Annotated in this window: 13 protein-coding genes and 1 pseudogene; 7 read left to right on the forward strand and 7 right to left on the reverse strand. The window is 51.0% G+C overall.

The genetic code is table 11. The features are described from left to right. Positions 1 to 21 precede the first annotated feature (21 nt). The gene (locus RIN67_RS00820; RefSeq protein ID WP_056943456.1) at positions 22 to 213 is read right to left on the reverse strand and encodes a hypothetical protein; all 192 of its coding nucleotides are present in this window, start codon (positions 211 to 213) and stop codon (positions 22 to 24) included. A gap of 93 nt (positions 214 to 306) precedes the next feature. Further along, positions 307 to 1,476, reverse strand: coding sequence for an acetyl-CoA C-acetyltransferase (locus RIN67_RS00825; protein ID WP_264999590.1), 1,170 nt, complete (start codon positions 1,474 to 1,476; stop codon positions 307 to 309). A 226-nt stretch (positions 1,477 to 1,702) separates the two neighbouring features. Here RIN67_RS00825 and RIN67_RS00830 point away from each other — a divergent pair, with 226 nt between their 5' ends. The 7 genes from RIN67_RS00830 (at position 1,703) to RIN67_RS00860 (ending at position 9,583) form a co-directional block, all read left to right on the forward strand. Next, complete coding sequence (locus RIN67_RS00830) at positions 1,703 to 2,659, forward strand: hypothetical protein (RefSeq protein WP_264999591.1); 957 nt, start codon at positions 1,703 to 1,705, stop codon at positions 2,657 to 2,659. 280 nt (positions 2,660 to 2,939) lie between these two features. Beyond that, positions 2,940 to 3,974, forward strand: a complete 1,035-nt coding sequence (ptcA, locus tag RIN67_RS00835) for a putrescine carbamoyltransferase (RefSeq protein WP_107740414.1) — start codon at positions 2,940 to 2,942, stop codon at positions 3,972 to 3,974. Between the two features lie 65 nt (positions 3,975 to 4,039). After that, a complete protein-coding gene (locus RIN67_RS00840) occupies positions 4,040 to 5,431 on the forward strand; it encodes an APC family permease (protein ID WP_264999592.1) in 1,392 nt (463 codons plus the stop codon). Between the two features lie 41 nt (positions 5,432 to 5,472). After that, entirely contained in the window at positions 5,473 to 6,567 is a 1,095-nt protein-coding gene (gene aguA / locus RIN67_RS00845; protein ID WP_056943849.1) for an agmatine deiminase, read from the forward strand. Between the two features lie 95 nt (positions 6,568 to 6,662). After that, on the forward strand, positions 6,663 to 7,607 hold the full coding sequence (gene arcC / locus RIN67_RS00850) for a carbamate kinase (protein ID WP_264999593.1): 945 nt from the start codon (positions 6,663 to 6,665) through the stop codon (positions 7,605 to 7,607). A 42-nt stretch (positions 7,608 to 7,649) separates the two neighbouring features. Continuing rightward, complete coding sequence (gene aguA, locus RIN67_RS00855) at positions 7,650 to 8,777, forward strand: agmatine deiminase (RefSeq protein WP_264999594.1); 1,128 nt, start codon at positions 7,650 to 7,652, stop codon at positions 8,775 to 8,777. Beyond that, entirely contained in the window at positions 8,774 to 9,583 is an 810-nt protein-coding gene (locus tag RIN67_RS00860) for a MurR/RpiR family transcriptional regulator (RefSeq protein ID WP_264999595.1), read from the forward strand. The genes aguA (RIN67_RS00855) and RIN67_RS00860 overlap by 4 nt, the downstream gene beginning before the upstream one ends. A gap of 54 nt (positions 9,584 to 9,637) precedes the next feature. Here RIN67_RS00860 and RIN67_RS00865 read toward each other — a convergent pair. The 5 genes and pseudogenes from RIN67_RS00865 to lysS all read right to left on the reverse strand — a co-directional run bounded on the left by RIN67_RS00865 (position 9,638) and on the right by lysS (position 17,084). After that, positions 9,638 to 11,017: pseudogene (locus tag RIN67_RS00865) on the reverse strand (APC family permease). 608 nt (positions 11,018 to 11,625) lie between these two features. Beyond that, complete coding sequence (locus tag RIN67_RS00870; RefSeq protein ID WP_024748000.1) at positions 11,626 to 12,363, reverse strand: amino acid ABC transporter ATP-binding protein; 738 nt, start codon at positions 12,361 to 12,363, stop codon at positions 11,626 to 11,628. Continuing rightward, positions 12,363 to 13,802: an amino acid ABC transporter substrate-binding protein/permease gene (locus RIN67_RS00875; protein ID WP_024747999.1), complete on the reverse strand. Its 1,440-nt coding sequence runs from the start codon at positions 13,800 to 13,802 to the stop codon at positions 12,363 to 12,365. Before RIN67_RS00875 ends, RIN67_RS00870 begins: the two co-directional genes overlap by 1 nt. 237 nt (positions 13,803 to 14,039) lie before the next feature. Next, a complete protein-coding gene (locus tag RIN67_RS00880; RefSeq protein ID WP_264999596.1) occupies positions 14,040 to 15,551 on the reverse strand; it encodes a UDP-N-acetylmuramoyl-L-alanyl-D-glutamate--2,6-diaminopimelate ligase in 1,512 nt (503 codons plus the stop codon). Positions 15,552 to 15,572: 21 nt separating this feature from the next. Next, complete coding sequence (gene lysS / locus RIN67_RS00885; RefSeq protein ID WP_024747997.1) at positions 15,573 to 17,084, reverse strand: lysine--tRNA ligase; 1,512 nt, start codon at positions 17,082 to 17,084, stop codon at positions 15,573 to 15,575. Positions 17,085 to 17,136 lie beyond the last annotated feature (52 nt).

The following is a 17,136-nucleotide window of genomic DNA, read 5'->3' on the forward strand; positions in this document are numbered from 1 at the left end:
GCAACTAGTCGCCGATTTTAATTACGAATGAATCATGATTAAGGACGTTAGGATGGCAATCAGGACCACCATCACCGCCACCACACCGCCTAAGTATTTGGAGAAGTGGTGGTCGCGGTGGAGCAGGTAGCCCAGGATGCCCAGCAGAGCCACCAACGCGATGGTGGTTAGGATGATGAGCTTGATCTTGACGTCAAAGTCTGCAGAAATCATGGCGGTAACTTCCTTCCGGGGATTTAGTCCCCATTATATCAGCCTTTGGTGACGGACGGAACTGGAATGGTGGTGTCCGTTCGGCAGGTAGCACTACCGCATCTCAAGCGTGAGGGCCATCCCCATACCGCCACCGATACACATCGCGGCCAATCCCCGGTGTTGGCCGGTTCGGCGCAGTTCGTGCAGTAGGGTGACCACGATGCGGGTTCCGGAAGCACCTAGGGGGTGTCCCAGGGCGATGGCGCCCCCGTTAACGTTGACCTTATCCGCGGGAAGCTGGAGGTCCCGCGTTACGGCGACGGATTGGGCTGCGAAGGCTTCGTTCAGCTCGAAACGGTCGATATCCGAGACGGCGAGCTGTTGTTTCTGGAGAACTTGGGCGATGGCTTCCTTGGGCGCGTAGCCCATGAGGGCGGGATCGATGCCGACTTCTTGAAAGCCGGTCAGGGTGGCCAGGTATGGCAGGTGAGCCGCTTCGGCCGCTGACTTGCGCATCAAGACCATGGCTGCCGCCCCGTCGTTGAGTCCGGCGGAATTTCCGGCGGTCACGGTACCGTCGGGTTTGAAGGCCGACGGTAAGGCGGCGAGCTTGGCTAACGAAGTGGTCGGCCGCACGCCTTCATCGCGGCTGACCAGGGTGTCGCCCACGGGGACGGGGATGATTTCGTCAGCGAAACGGTGCTCGACTTGGGCCACTGCGGCCTTTTGTTGGGAGGCCAGGGCGAACGCATCCTGTTCTTCGCGGGTGACGTGGTAGGTGGTGGCGACGTTTTCCGCCGTGATGCCCATGGGATAGCCGTGGAAGGCGTCCGTGAGCCCATCGCGACTGAGCCCGTCGACCAGTTGAATATCGCCGAATTTGTGCCCGAAACGGGTGTGGGGACTCAGGTAGGGCGCTTGGCTCATGCTTTCAGCCCCCCCGACCAGGACCGCGTCGGCGTCGCCCATCAAGATGGCGCTTTGGCCCAACCGGATGGCCTTGAGACTGGACCCACAGACCTGGTTGACCGTCATGGCGGTGCTGGAGACGGGCAGACCGGCGTTTAATTCGACTTGGCGGGCGACGTTTTGCCCCAGACCGGCTTGAACCACCGTGCCGAAAATGGTTTGTTGAATCTGGTCAGCGGCTAACCCGCTGCGTTGGATGGCCGCCTTGGCGGCAAGCGTGCCCAGTTGAACGGCAGAGACGCTTTGTAAGGCGCGCCCCAGCTTCCCGATGGGAGTGCGGACAGCGCTTAAAATAACAACTTCATCGACCAATTGCGATTTCTCCTTTTCCGAAAAGTATCCGAACCTCTAATATAACCGAATTTATCGGCTTTGTCTTGGAAAACGCTGACCACTAACGGAAAACTTGGGCAGACCTTAAGAAACGGCTGAATTTTTAAAATGTTGGGAAGTCGCTTATAATGGAAGTATATTGCGATGCCGGCCGCTTGAATGGGACTAGGCGCCGCACGACTTTATGGATAAGGGGAAATTTAGGATGACACAAACTGACGCAACATGGACCCCCTGGACGCCGGCAACTTTCTTGACGCCGACGCGCTTGGGACGGTTATCGAAAAATCAACAGGCACACGCAGAAACCATCATCACCGATTTTAACGATGCCTACCAGCAAGTCGCCGCGACCGACCAGACTTGGACGTTCACGGGCTTGAAAGCAGCGTTGACGGCGTTGCCGATGTTGGTCGATCGTCCGCATAACTATTTCGTCGCGGTGGTCCCGGTCCTTAGCGCCTACGTACAGGCTCAGGTGCCGGCAGAAGACTGGCCGGCGCTCCAGGCCGAACTAGTGGCGGCGCGGCCACAGTTGGTCGAGAAGCACACCACGCAAAAGGTCAATCAGGAACAACGGGCCTACGAGGACGTGGTGGCCCAGGTCGAAGGCTGGGTCCAAGCCATGGCGGCCCAACCGCAGGTGCAGAACCTGAGTGCGGCTAACCAGCGGGCCTTTGGCGTGATCGTCCACGTGACGGCGGAATTACTGCTCACGGGCCGGCACTTACAACCGGCCGAGTGGGATGCGAAGGCGTTGGCGTCCGTGATGTTTGGCCCCTTTACCCATTTATTGGATAAAGACCAACGGGAACCACACCTGTACCAGCTGATTCCGTTCGCGTTGACCACGCTGTTCACCTACCTGAAGGACCAGCTCAAGTATGCTGGGGAATTACAGGATTGGGTTCGGACGCACCACACGGCGTTGACCACCATGTACGATCCAGAAATGGAGACCTTCTTCGAGGAACTGACTACGGCCATGCAACGGGCAGAAATTGATACCCAAGACCACACGGCGGTCGACCAGTTCACCAAGGCCTACTTACGGGAGCATCCGGAACGGGGACAGAAGTTGTTCGCCACGGACCAACAGCTCAAGGCTGTGGGCAAACGGCGGGGCAGCCGTCCCGCTTTCCGGCGTAAACGTCGCCGGTAATGAGATGATGACTTGAGATGAGAAGCTCGGAACTGTTACTTGTTCCGGGCTTTTTTGTTCTGCATATTTAGTGATTTTCTAGGAAAAAAACTGAATATGTGAAGAAATAAGCATTTGCGATTGATGAAACATGTTTCATGATTTGAAACGATTATCAGGCTGGATCAGCTGATGACAGTAGTCTTGAAAACGCTTCCCAATCCAGCAATCGTCCGCTATGATAAGTCATGTAATCAAGGGAAACCAAATGAATAAATAAAAAGATAAGGGAGTTTTTGACATGACTAAACGCGATTTTATCGACACGAATACTTACACGAAAGACGAAATTCAATACATGATTGAATTGGGAATTAAGATTAAGGAATCCATCAAAAATGGGTATTACCCACCATTGTTGAAGAACAAGACCTTAGGGATGATTTTTGAACAATCCTCAACGCGGACGCGGACTTCTGCCGAAGCGGCCATGACAGAATTAGGTGGTCACGCGCAATACTTAGCACCAGGTCAAATCCAATTAGGTGGTCACGAAACGATTGAAGACACTTCCCACGTTTTAGGCCGTATCTTGGATATCATCGGTGCCCGGGTTGAGCGGCACAAGACCGTTGCTGAAGTTGGAAAGTTTGCCAAGGTTCCCGTGGTTAACTTTATGAGTGATTACAACCACCCAACGCAAGAACTTGGAGACATCATCACCATGACGGAACACCTACCTAAGGGTAAGAAGTTGAGTGATTGCAAGATCGTCTTCGTCGGCGATGCGACTCAAGTTTGTGTATCAACGATGTTTATGGCAACTAAGATGGGCATGGACTTCGTTCAATACGGACCTAAAGGCTTCCAGATCAAGCCAGAAACGCTGGCCATTGGTCAAAAGAACGCCGAAGTTTCAGGTGGGTCTGTCACGATTACGGAAGATGCCGATGAAGCGATGAAGGATGCGGACTTTATCTACACCGATGTTTGGTACGGTTTGTACGAATCTGAATTGCCAAAGGACGAACGGATGAAGATCTTCTACCCTAAGTACCAAGTTAACGCTGAATTAGTTGCGAAGGCTTCTGACCATGTGAAGTTCATGCACTGCTTGCCAGCTACTCGGGGCGAAGAAGTAACGGATGAAGTCTTAGACTCCGATTACTCTATTGTCTGGGACGAAGCCGAAAACCGTAAGACGGCGATGCGGGCAATCTTCGTATACCTCTTGAACCCAGATTTGAAGTACGCTTCTGAAGACGTTGCTAAGAAGTACGACGCAGAATTTGAATTAATGCTACGGAATGCCGTTGATGAACGGAATGACCAGTAGACTTGACGATTAGAACGGCTGTTCAGTAATGACTGAAGAGCCGTTCATGTTAGGGGGTTAGTCTCTTGGAGACGAATAAAAAGAAGTTCAGACTTTTCGATGCCGTATTGATGTCCGTTGTGGTCATCATGGTGGTCGAATCCGTGGCGCCGGCTGCGGCGATTGGGCCGTCGCAATTCTTCTGGTGGATTTTCTTACTGATTCTATTTTTCATCCCGTACGGATTAATATCGTCTGAGCTAGGAACTGCGTATACTGGTGATGGTGGTCTGTATGATTGGGTTCGCAAGGCATTCGGGCCCCGTTGGGGGGGCCGGTTGGCCTGGCTCTACTGGATCAACTATCCGTTATGGATGGCAAGTTTAGCGGTCCTGTTCGTTCAAGTGGGTGCGCAAATCTTCCAGTTAAAGATCAACACCTTTTGGTCGATTGTCATTCAGCTACTCTTTGTATGGGTCGTTGTGTTAGTTGGTAATAAGCCAGTTTCGGAAAGTAAATGGATCATGAACTTGGCAGCGTTCGCGAAAATCGTTACCATTCTCGCTCTAGGTGGTTTGGGAATCTATGTTGCCATGACAAAAGGGATTGCGAATAACTTTACCCTGCACACCATGATGCCCCAGATGAATCTGTCTGGGTTAACGAATTTATCGGTCATTATCTTTAACTTCTTAGGGTTTGAAGTTGTGGCGACGATGGCTGATGATATGGATAATCCTAAGGAACAAATCCCACAAGCCATTATCTATGGTGGTATTCTGATTGCGGTCTTCTACTTGGTTGCCGCCTTTGGAATGGGCGTTGCTATTCCAACGGATAAATTATCGGCTTCTAGCGGCTTGATTGATAGTTTTATTCTACTGATCGGTAAGCTCAATTGGTTTGTTGTCCTGATTGGAATTTTCTTCCTGTACATCTTAATTTCGGAAATGATTTCTTGGGCCTTGGGTGTGAACTACGTGGCGGATTACGCTGGTAAGGATCACACATTGCCGAGCGTTTTCGCTAAGGAAGATGCCAAGGGGATGCCCGTAGGAACGGGTTACTTGAACGGTATTATTGCATCAATCTTAGTGATTGCGGCACCGTTTATTCCTAACCAAGATATTTTCTGGGCCTTCTTCTCCTTGAACGTGGTTGCGTTGCTCTTGTCTTACACCATGCTATTCCCGGCATTCTGGAAGCTGCGCAAGGACGACCCCGATACGCCACGACCTTTTAAGGTTCCTGGTGGTAAGACTATGATCAATCTGATGACCTGGGTTCCCGAAGTTCTATTGATTTTGACGGTTATTTTCAGTATCTTCCCCATGAATTCATCTGCAGCTGAAGTTTCGGCGAAGGTTCCCGTTCTCATCGGGACAATCATTACGTTAGTGGTTGGTGAAATCGTGGTTCGGTACGCTGAAAAGCACCATTCAGAACCTGTAAAGACCACGTCAGTCCATCAAAATTAGGCACTTATTAAATCTAAAAAAATAAAGAAGGAGCAATAGTCATGAAAACTTTAGACAGTACCCCTAAACAAGACGGTTACCGGATGCCCGGTGAATTTGAACCTCACAAGGGTGTTTACATCCTATGGCCACAACGTCCCGACAATTGGCGGAACGGTGGTAAGCCAGCTCAAAAGACGTTTGTTGAAGTTGCTAAAGCAATTTCTGAATTTGAGCACGTTACGGTCGGCGTCAATGATGATCAATACGCTAACGCTCGGACCATGTTGCCTGATAACGTTGAAGTCGTTGAAATGTCAAACGATGATTCTTGGATTCGTGACTGCGGTGCTACCTTTGTGGTCAATGATAAGGGTGGCATGCGCGGTGTTGACTGGACCTTTAACTCATGGGGTGGCCTGGTAGATGGGCTCTACTTCCCATGGGACAAGGACGACCGCGTCGCCCAGAAGATGACGGAAATGGAACACGTTGACCGTTACCGGTTGGATGACTTCGTCTTAGAAGGTGGCTCCATTCACGTTGATGGTGAAGGAACGCTGATTGCCACTGAGGAATGCCTGCTCTCTAAAGGCCGGAATCCACAATTATCTAAGGCTCAGATTGAAGAAGTCTTGAAGGAACATTTGAACCTAGAAAAGATTATTTGGTTGAAGAAGGGAATTTACCTCGACGAAACCAATGGTCACGTGGACAACATTGCCAACTTCGTTAAGCCAGGTGAAATTGCCTTGGCTTGGACGGATGACCAGAATGATCCACAGTACGCCATCTCTAAGGAAAACCTGGAGATTTTGGAAAATGCAACTGACGCTAAAGGACGTAAGATTAAGGTCGACAAACTTTACCTGCCAAAGCCGATTACCATTACCAAGGAAGAAAGTGAAGGCGTTGACGCTGTTGACGGGACGCTACCACGGACTGAGGGTGAACGTTTAGCTGCCAGCTACGTCAACTACTACACGGCCAATGGTGGAATCGTCTTCCCACTGTTTAACGATCCGGCTGACGAAAAAGCTAAGGAAACGTTACAAGCACTGTACCCTGACCGTAAAGTTGTCGGTGTACCGGCGCGTGAAGTCTTGTTAGGTGGCGGGAACATCCACTGCATTACCCAACAGGTACCACAAGCTTAAGCGGAATCGAAATTCCCGAGAAGATCAGGTGCAAGCCTGGTCTTTTCCTTTAGACCCATGGTCCATAATCAATTATAGAATTTGGAGTGAAGAAGATGTCTCGTAAAATTGTTGTTGCTTTAGGTGGAAACGCCATTTTATCGGATGATGCTTCGGCAGCTGCGCAACAGGAAGCGTTGAAAGCGACTGCTAAGCAACTCGTCAAGTTTGTTCAACAGGGAGACCAGTTGGTGGTTTCTCACGGTAATGGTCCTCAAGTAGGTAACTTATTACTGCAACAGGCGGCTGGAAGTACGCCAAAGAATCCGGCAATGCCGTTGGATACTGCCGTGGCAATGACTCAAGGCAGTATGGGGTACTGGCTGGAGAATGCGTTGGGAACAGCCTTAGCCGATGCAGGTATCCAGCAAGACGTTGCAACGGTCGTGACACAGGTCTTGGTCGATGCAGATGATCCGGCCTTTAAGAATCCTAGCAAGCCAATCGGGCCCTTCTATACGGCTGATGAAGTGGCAGTAGAACGTCAGAATCATCCCGGGTATACTTATGTAGAAGATGCTGGTCGAGGATACCGGCGGGTCGTTGCATCACCTAAGCCCACGGGAATTAAAGAGGCCAACGTCGTCAACCAGTTGGTCGCGGCTAACGTCATTCCAGTTTCCGTTGGGGGTGGTGGCGTTCCTGTTGTTCAGGAGGGTCATCAATTAGTTGGTCGTGAAGCCGTAATTGACAAGGACTTTGCGTCTGAGAAGTTGGCAGAATTAATCGGTGCCGATCTCTTAATTATTTTAACGGCGGTCGACCACGTTTTTGTTAACTTTAATCAACCAAACCAAAAGCAATTGGCACACGTCACAGTCGCTGAATTAAACGACTACATGGCTGACGGTCAATTTGCGAAGGGCAGTATGTTACCTAAGATTCAAGCAGCTATCGACTTTGTGCAGAATCATCCGGCAGGAAAAGCGGTCATTACTTCGTTAGATAACGTTGATCAATTCCTGAAGACCGGCGATGGAACGATCATTAGTCGAAATTAAAAAGCGTCAGAACAGTGGCGCTAGGTAATGGAGTGAGAGAAAGTGAAACTATCAGGAACGCCCACACAAGATGGGTTTCGTTTACCGGCTGAATTCGAAGGCCAGTCGGCGAGCTATATGATTTGGCCGCAACGCCCGGACAATTGGCGGGACGGTGGAAAGCCGGCGCAACGTGCGTTTGCTCAGATTGCTGAATTGTTGGCACAAGTAGAACCGGTAACGATGCTGGTCAATCAAGATCAGTACGCCAATGCGAAGTCAATGTTGTCTGATAAAGTTCGGTTAGTCGAGATGAGTAGTAATGACGCCTGGATGAAAGACTATGGCCCCTTTTACGTAATTAATCAGCAAGGAGACTTACGAGCAGTTGATTTCCAGTTTAATGCTTGGGGTGGCCTGACTGATGGGCTTTACTTCCCGTGGGATTTAGATAATCAGATTGCCGTTAAAGTCGCGGACTTGAACCGAATGGACTACTACACAGTTGCCCAGACGGTACTCGAAGGATGTGCAATCCTAGTGGATGGTCAGGGCACGTTATTTGCGACCGAGGATGTGGTGTTATCGGAAGGCCGAAACGCTAATGGTGGTTTGACTAAGGCGGAAGCTGAACAATATTTCCATGATTATTTTGGGGTGACCAAAACAATCTGGCTCCCGCAAGGCTACTTCATGGATGAAACCGGTGGAGATATTGATAATCTGATTAACGTTGTGGCACCGGGAGAAGTGGTCTTAACCTGGACGGATGATCCCAACGATCCCCAACAGGCGATTAGTGAAGAGGCTTATCAGGTCTTGCGAGCAGCGACTGATGCCCAGGGACGCCACCTGAAGATTCATAAATTACCTATCCCCCAGATTCTCCGATTGAAACGGGAGGAAGCTAACGGGGTCGATCGGATAAATGGTGACCAGCCACGGTTCTCCGGTCAGCGATTGACCGCCAGCTATGTCAACTATATTACGGCTAACCATGCGTTGCTGGTCCCAGAATTCAATGACCCTAACGACTTACCAGCCCAGAGGTTGTTAGCAAAGCTATACCCGGGATTTCGGATTATCGGGGTACCCAGTGAGGCTGTGCACGAAGTCTTAACTGGTGGTGGCGGAATCCATACGATTGTGGATGGTGTTCCCAGCAGACAAAAATCAGGAGATGCCTCATGAACTTCTTTGAAATCGTTAACGCACATTTGAGCGACCTAACGGCAAACGAACAGAAACTTTTCGACTATGTTGTTGCCAACATGGATAAGATTAAGAATCAAAGCATCCGTGAAGTGGCTTCGGAGACCTTCGTGTCAACGGCTACGTTCTTACGATTTGTGAAGAAGATTGGCTTTTCTGGATTTAGTGAATTTGTCACGGTGGTTAAGTTTACGCTGATTAACCGCAAGGAAGACGACCAACCAACGCCGTTTACGGTTCGGCAGACGGATTACCGGGAAGAATACTTAAAGAACATCACCGAATCAGTGCGGGTGATTCAACCAGAAAAACTACATCAGGTAGTTGAAAAGTTAGCACAGCACCCAGATGTCTACTTCTTCGCTAAGGGAGTTAGTAAGCATGCTGTGGCCTATGTCGATTATCTGTATGCGATGGCTGGATTTAAGACCCATTATCCGCAAGACCATGATTATCGGCGGCTGGCGTTATCGCAGGTTGATGATCAGGCGTTGGTCTTTATCCTAACCTATGCTGGTGATGATGGTGAAATGCTTGATATCTTGAGTCAGTTGGTCAAACGAAAGAAACGACCATTACTGGTTTCAATCACCGAACCCGACAACAATACGATTCAGAATCTTAGTGACCTGAACTTCTATATCTTTACAGATGATGTTCAGGTCAACGGGAGCGATATTAGTTCACGAATCTCGACCATGGCGATTATGGAACTGATTCTGTACCAATATGTTGAGGACTATGGCGGACGTGATTTCCATTTCTACCACCGTGATGATGCTTAACCTATTAAAGAGACGACCCACGAAGTTTTCGTGGGTCGTCTCTTTTCGTAAGCGTTAAAGGGGATGGTGAGTGCTTCTGGCGAATAACAGGTTTGATTTGGGATGTGTAACCAGTGCGGGGGATTGGTGAGCACTTTCCGTCCACCGAACCACTAATTCACCAGTGATTACAGCTAATACAATTCCAATCCATAGTGGTAATTTAGCGGTGATGGCTGCTGTTGAGAAACTGGTTGGGAGGACACTGAAGATGATGGCTAGAATGAGGAGGACCTCGGGAATCCAAGTCATGAGGTTAATCATCAGACGACCGCCAGGAACTCGGAAGGGGCGTTGACGTTGACTATCGATTCGGCGCAACTTGTGAAACGCGGGGAAGAGCATGGTGTAGGAGAGGAGCAGTGCTACGATGTTGAGTGAGAAGAAGGACCAGAAAATATCAGGATTAGGAAAGAGGGGAGCTAGCAGAACGGCGCTTGAAGCTAAAAGGCCATTGAGATAACCTGCACCAATAGGCATGCCCTTAGTGTCCTCCTTAGCAAAGATAGTGGGAAGGTCGTGATTCTTACCGGCGTAGTCGGCCACGTAGTTGATGCCGAGGGCTCAAGAGACCATCTCTGAAACTAACGTGTAGAGGAAACATCCCCCAATGAAGACTACGAAGCCATTAAGCTTACCTACGAGTAGAACGAAACCATCTAGGAGACCACTGGAAGCGGAGAGTTTAGCTGTCGGAATAGCAACGCCCATGCCAAAGGCGGCTAGTAGATAGAATAGGGCACTGAGGAGTCCGCCAAAAATAATGGCTTGGCGAACCTGTTTCTGGGGATTATCCATGTGACTAGCCATGGTGGTCACGACCTCAAACCCTAAGAAGTTAAAGATGATGACCGAAATGTTAGAAAGACTACTGAGGCTGGCCTGAGGGAGCATGGTCTGCAGGGTAAACCGGTTAGCGACTCCTTTGGTCAGGGCCACGTAAATCCCTAATCCCCCTAGTGAAAAGATAATGAGAATTTTCGCAATCGCAGCCAAGTCCATAATCCATTTACTTTCAGAGACGGGCTGGTTACCCACTAGGACGACTGTCCAGATAAATAGAAGCTGTACTAATAACGTGCCCCATAGTGGAAGATGCCACTGAAAGATTCGTTGGGCGACTTGTATAAAAAGAACTGCTAATCCGGCCATCCAGAAGGGATAGTTAATCCAGTAGATCCAAGCTAACCGGCCGCCCCACCGTGGTCCAAAAGCGCGCCGGACCCAGTCGTAGAGACCACCGTTGCCTGTGTAGGTGGTTCCCAACTCTGATGAAATAAGGCCGTAAGGGATGAAGAATAGCAGTAAGAGAACGCCCCACCAGAAGAATTGTGAAGGGCCAATGGCAGCAGCCGGAGCCACAGACTCAACCACCATAACCACGACCACGGACATTAACACAGCATCAAATAATCTGAAACTTTTTTGATTGCTTTTCACAGAACAACGCTCCTCACAGACTATGCGACATGTTCAACTAATAACTAAATTGAGTATACGCCGAGGAAGCCGCTCTAAGAAAGCGCTTTCCGTAACAAAGAATGACACTTGTTTCATTCTGCGTCTTTGACTGTCATCGGGATTAGATAAAAGATTTTTAGTGTCGGTGTTGAGGTAATGTCACGAGATTTTGGTTTAAACCTAACTAGAATGAACCATCGTGACCATAAGAGGATGGTGACTGATAGCTACAGAAAACTGTCAGCATTAGTGTAAGCCGTGAGGGCGGCCAGACAGGGCTCAGCCGTGAAATTTTCCTTGGTGAGCGTTTTTAGCTCGCCTAGGAAAAGGTCAAGCTTGGAGACCGAACTTGGGGCTCCAAGTTGTGCCCACGGCGTTCCAGCCCTGTCTGGCCGCCCGGTAAGGCGCGGACAATCACCATCGTTTGATTTGAAATGATTTCCTTCATCAGTTTAAACGCAAAAAGGCACCTTCTCCTAACCCCACTAATTTCTGTCAAACGAGATAGAAATCAGCGGATTGGAGAAGATGCCTTTTAAGCGCTAAATATTAATGACTTTATTCAAAAAATCCTGTAGTCGGGGACTCTTAGGGTGGTTGAAGAGGTCGGCAGGTTTGCCTTGTTCTTGAATCAAGCCGTCAGCCATGAAGACGACTTGGTCGGCGACCTCCTTGGCGAAGCCCATTTCATGGGTGACCACAATCATGGTCATCCCGTCTTGAGCCAGCTGCTTCATGATGGCCAACACGTCACCGACCATTTCAGGGTCTAGGGCCGAGGTGGGTTCATCGAAGAGCATGATCTGGGGATGCATGGCCAGTGTCCGGGCAATGGCGACTCGTTGTTGTTGCCCACCGGATAGGGAAGTCGGCATCACGTCGGCTTTGTCGGCCAGGCCGACCTGGGCTAAAAGCTTCCGGGCGGTCTGTTCGGCCTGTTCCGGCGTTTCTTTCTTCAACTGGACTGGCGCCAAGGTGATGTTTTGCAACACCGTCAGATGGGGGAAGAGGTTGAAGTGTTGGAAGACCATCCCGATGTTCTCGCGGACCGTGTTGATGTTGGTCTGCGGGTCGGAGAGGTCGTGGCCGTTGATGATGATTTGCCCCTTGGTCGGCGTTTCCAGGTGGGTCAGGCACCGTAAGAAGGTACTCTTCCCGGACCCGGACGGCCCAATCATACACAGGACCTCGTTGTCCTGAACATCGAGGTCGAGGCCCTTAAGGACTTCGGTCTTGCCATAACTTTTATGCAAGTCGCGTACTTGTACTTTTACCGCCATTAGTTAATCCTCCTTTGAACCCAGTTCGACAGCCAGGTCAGTAACGTAATGATAATCAGGTAAATCATGGCAATCATTAGCCAGATCTTGAACCCTTCGAAGTTCCGGGCAATAATCAACGTCCCGGTCTGGGTCAGTTCGACGATCCCGATGACCGAAAGAATCGAAGTATCCTTTAACGTGATGATGAACTGGTTAATGAACGAAGGAATCATGATTCGAATCCCTTGGGGCATGACTACTTTGCGCATGGCCGCCCAGTAAGGCAACCCCAGCGAACGGGCAGCTTCCATCTGTCCCTTATCGACGGCCTGGAACCCGCCTTTGACGAAGGCCCCGGTGTACGCCCCTTCGTTGAGCATCAGGGTAATCAACCCGGCGACGAAGGCCGGAATCTTAAACCCGTGGCCGATCAGGTCGGGGAACCCAATGTAGATGAAGAAGGCCAGCACCATGAGCGGCATGCCCCGGAAGATGTAGATGATGGTACTGGAGATGGCGGGGCCCACCTTGCCGGGCATGACGCCCAAGACTCCTAGAATTAAGCCTAAGATCGTGGCTAAGATGATGGCGACCACGGTCAGCTTCAGGGTCATCCAGAGCCCGTTGCCGATGGTCCCTAAGTTCTGGGTGAACAGACCAACGAAAGTCCGACTGTTGGCGGTCTCGCCGGTTAGCGTGGATTCCTTGGCATGTAGGTAGTGGTTAATGATCTTGTCGTAGGTCCCGTCAGCTTTAATGGCCGCGAGTCCAGCGTTGAACTGCCGCAGGAGCTTGGCGTTCTTGCCCTTCTTGACGGCAAAGCCGTAGTCCCCGGCGTCGTGTTGCTTGGACACAATCTTTAAGGGAATCCCGTTCTTGATCCCGTAAGACATGACCGGGTAGTCTTCGAAGCAGGCTACGGAATTGCCGACCTTGACGTCGTTGTACATGTTGTTGGAGTCGTTAAAGTACTTGATCTTAAAACCGTATTTGGCCTGAACCGATTTCGCATAAGTGGCGCCGGCCGTCCCGGTCTTGAGGGCCACGGTCTTGCCTTTCAGGTTAGCCATGGTCTTGATGGGACTCTTCTGGGCCACGGCCATGACCACCCCAGAGGTATAGTAGGGCTTGGAAAAGTCAAACGTGGCTTCCCGGGCGGGGGTGATGTTCATGCCGGCGATGACCCCATCGACTTGGTTGGCACTTAACTGCTGGACGGCCGCGTTGAAGCTCAGGGCTTTGAGCTGATATGTAAAGTGTTCCTTTTTCGCGATGGCCTTCAATAAGTCAATATCGATCCCCCGGTACTGACCCCCCTTGACCTGAAATTCAAACGGGGCGAACGTGGTGTCCGTCGCAATCGTATAATCCGCATCCGCATGGGCGGTGGCACTGAAACCGAACCATCCGCCAAGGGTCACCAGTAACGTGACCACCATGACTTGCCATTTCCTCATGTTAAACCCTCCTAGGCAAACTCTTTCTTTAATGTCATAAAATATAACACGAGTTCGAGTCTTTGCCAAGGGTTGGGCCGTCAATTTTGATTAAAATCCCGATTTAAGTTGCGTTAGTTAGCAAAATTGGATATCCATCAGTGATTGAGGGGCTTATTGATTCACTTAATGGTAGATAACCTGACATGCCAAAAAGCACCGCCCCAGTCGTGACTGGAACGGTGCTTTCGCGTAACGTTAACCTTCGAGATCCGCAATCACCTGTTTGGCGATAACCGGATCAGTGGCGTAAGGGGTGTTGACCCCGTTGATTTTTTGATAAGCGTCCTCACCCTTGCCGGCCAAGACAATCAAGTCGTGGTTGGTGGCGTGGGCGATGGCGTGGTGAATGGCGTCTTCGCGCTTGGCGATGTAGGTCGTGGTGACCTTATCATGGTCGATGCCAGCGTCAATCTGTTGCGCGATGACCCGGGGATCTTCGTGACCGGGGTCGTCGGTGGTCAGAATGGCGGTATCGGCGTAGGCGTTGAAGGCCTTAGCGAACCCTGCGCGCCGGTCTTCCCCCTTATCACCGGTACTCCCGGTGACCACCGTGATGTGGTGGTCGGGGAACTGGGTGTGCAGGAAGTGTAGCAAGGCATCCATGCTGCCCCAGTCATGGGCGTAGTCGATGTAGACGGTACCGTGGTGCTGGGTCGCTAGTGACTCCATCCGACCAGGGACCAAGGTCCGGGCCAGTCCCGCCTGCATGTCGGCGGTCTGCGCGCCGGCCAGGTGGCTAGCCAGAATCGCGGCCGTGGCGTTTCCCTGGTTGAAGTCACCAGGCACGGAAACGTGGTAGTCGGCAGCTAGACTGGCCAGTCGTTGGTCGTTGGCGGTCAGCGTAAAGGCGCTGGCGGTCAACGTGGCCGCTTGGGGGTGCAACGAGACGCTGGCTGAGGAATCATCGACCCCGTAGGTGAAAATCTTGGCGGGATCGGTGGAGACTTTAGCGGCAGCGTAGACTTCGGCAAAATGATCCATGTCCGCGTTAATGATGCACTGACGCGAATTGAGCATCAACTGTTGCTTGCACAGCAAGTAGTTCGCGAAGTTCGGGTGCTCGTTGACCCCGATATGGTCGGGGGAGATGTTCAGGAAGATTCCCACGTCGAAAGTCAGCCCATAGACCCGGTGAAGCAGGTAGGCCTGTGAGGCGACTTCCATGACCAGAATCTTCTGCCCGTTGTCCACGGCCTGGCGCATCTCATGGAAGAGGTCGAACGATTCCGCGGTGGTCAGGTGCGCTTTGAACGTATCCTGTGGCTGGTTACCGATGATGTGGTTAATCGTCGAAAACATGGCCACTTGACCGGGAAAGGCTTCGCTCAAGATGTGGTGCGTGAAGTAAGTCGAGGTCGTCTTGCCCTTAGTTCCCGTGTACCCAATCAAGAAGAGTTGGTTTTGCGGGAAATCAAAGTACAGTTGGGCAGCCAGTGACAACGCTTTGCGGACGTCGGTCACCAGGATACCAGGTACGGCGACTTGGTAATCCTGTTCTGCCAAGTAGGCCGTTGCGCCGTTAGCAATGGCTTGTTGTAAATATTTTGGTGAGAACGTGAACCCCTTGCAGACGAAGAGCCCGTTTGCCGTCATCTGACGAGAATCGTAGTGGAGCGTGGCAAAATCGGTGTCGGGGTCTAATTCAGCGGTTGTCCCGCGGTACAAGTCGTGTTCACGGAGCAACGCAATCAGTTGGTTTACTCGCATGACAATGTCCTCTTTTCGAGTTTAGTCGATGGGCCGCATAGTTGGGAAGAGCATGACGTCCCGGATGGAAACGGAGTCGGTCAGCAACATGGTCAACCGGTCGATCCCGATTCCCAGACCACCAGTAGGCGGCATCCCGTATTCCATAGCTTCCAGGTAATCTTCGTCGATCCCGTGAGCTTCTTCGTTCCCGGCGCTACGTTCAGCGTCTTGGGCTTCGAACCGTTGCCGTTGGTCGATCGGGTCGTTTAATTCCGTAAAGGCGTTCCCATATTCCTTACCCACGATGTACAGTTCGAACCGGTCGGTGAACCGGGGATCCTTGGCGTTCTTCTTAGCCAGAGGTGAGATTTCGACTGGGTGACCGTAGATAAAGGTTGGTTGCGTTAAGCGACCTTGAACCTTTTCTTCGAAGAAGGCGTTGATGATGTGGCCGACCGTCCAGTAACTTTCGTAGTGGATGCCGTTGTCATCTGCCAACTTCCGTGCGTCGTCCACGGACATTTCCTGCCAGAAGTCGATACCGGTGTATTCCTTGATGGCGTCGACCATGTGCAGCCGCTTGAAAGGCTGGTCCAAGTCGATGTCGTGCTTCTTGTAGGTCAGCTTACCGGTCCCGTTAACTTGGTTCGCGGTGTAGCGAATCATGTCTTCCACTAAGTTCATCACGTCCGTGTAGTCGGTGTAGGCCGTATAAACTTCGACCATGTTGAATTCAGGGTTGTGTTGTAAGTCGGTTCCTTCGTTCCGGAAGTCCTTGCCTAATTCGTAGACCTTTTCGTAACCGCCGACGATCAGCCGCTTCAGGTACAGTTCCGTGGCGATCCGCAGGTACATCGGAATATCGAAGGCGTTGGACTTGGTGATGAATGGCCGGGCTTCGGCCCCACCAGCTGCCGTTTGCAGGACTGGTGTGTCGACTTCTAAGTAACCGTGGTTGTCCAGGTACGCTCGGATAGCCTTCTTGACAGCGGCGACCTTGATGAACCGGTTAAAGCTGTCGCGGTTGGCGATCAAGTCCAAGTACCGCTTCCGGTAGATAGTTTCCTTGTCGGTCAGACCATGCCACTTGTCAGGTAATGGCCGTAAAGCCTTGGACAGGAACGTTAATTCAGTGATCCGTAAGGTCAAAGCGCCCGTGTTAGTCTTGATCACGTAGGCCTTGACACCGATAAAGTCCCCTAAGTCCAGAGACTTGAACAGGTCGTAGCTTTCTTCACCCAGTTCGTCTTGACGTGCGTAACCTTGGATAACGCCCGTCCGGTCGAGCAAGTCGATGAAGCCGGCCTTACCACTGCCCCGTTTACCGGTTACCCGGCCAGCGAGCGTGACAAAGTGCTTCTCTTCCATTAACTCTTCCTTCGTGGATTGGTCAAACTTTTCGTTGACGGACTTAGCATCGTCGGTGCGGTCGAATCGGTGACCGAATGGTGCAATGCCTTCCTCACGAAGATGGTTCATTTTATCGCGACGAACCTGCATTTGATCGTTCAAATCGGTTGGTGCGGTAGTCTTCTTTTGGTTGTTACCCATTTTATTTGTGTCCTCCTACTATGAGTTGTGATTCAACGTGTGATTGAATCCA

Origin of the sequence: Levilactobacillus namurensis, assembly GCF_032197885.1 — a bacterium.
GTDB lineage: Bacteria > Bacillota > Bacilli > Lactobacillales > Lactobacillaceae > Levilactobacillus > Levilactobacillus namurensis_A.